The 553-nt window shown below is 58.2% G+C and carries 1 protein-coding gene; it reads left to right on the top strand.

The features are described 5' to 3' along the window. Positions 1–65 precede the first annotated feature (65 nt). On the top strand, positions 66–553 hold a 488-nt coding region (locus HT585_RS31575; protein WP_176356707.1), incomplete at its 3' end, for an IS30 family transposase.

Below are 553 nucleotides of genomic sequence, written 5' to 3'. Positions count from 1 at the left end.
GGTACATTCTATTCTCAAGTGCGACATGCCAATGATTTCAATGGCTTCACCTTGGAGATTTTGGCATGTTCCGACGCTATTCGCAGCTGAATCTGGCCGATCGACGCCGCCTCTTCCATTTCGTCGAACGCAAACTGCCGATCAAAGAAATGGCGCGCGAACTTGGTCGTCATCGATCGACGATCTATCGTGAGATCCGGCGCAACACCTTCCACGATCGCGAGCTGCCCGACTATAGCGGCTACTTCCCAACGGTTGCTGACGATATCCGCAAAGAGCGGCGGCAGCGTTTGAGGAAGCTTGTGCGGCACCCGCAATTACGCGAACTGGTGATCGCGCAGCTGAAGGCACTTTGGTCCCCGGAACAGATCGCCGGTCGTCTGCTCGCCGATGGCGTGAGCGCCGTGCGGGTCTGCACCGAGACGATCTATCGCTTCATCTACGGCAAGGAAGATCAGGCGCTGGAACTCTATCAGCATCTGACGGAAGGTCGCCGCAAACGCCGCCCCCGCGGCTCGAGGAAACCGCGCGACGGCACTTTTCCTGCTGCCTG

This window comes from Ensifer oleiphilus, assembly GCF_013371465.1.
GTDB classification, from domain to species: Bacteria; Pseudomonadota; Alphaproteobacteria; order Rhizobiales; family Rhizobiaceae; genus Ensifer; species Ensifer oleiphilus.
The sequence above is the reverse complement of the archived record's forward strand: the minus strand, read 5'-3'. Positions and strand labels throughout refer to the sequence as shown.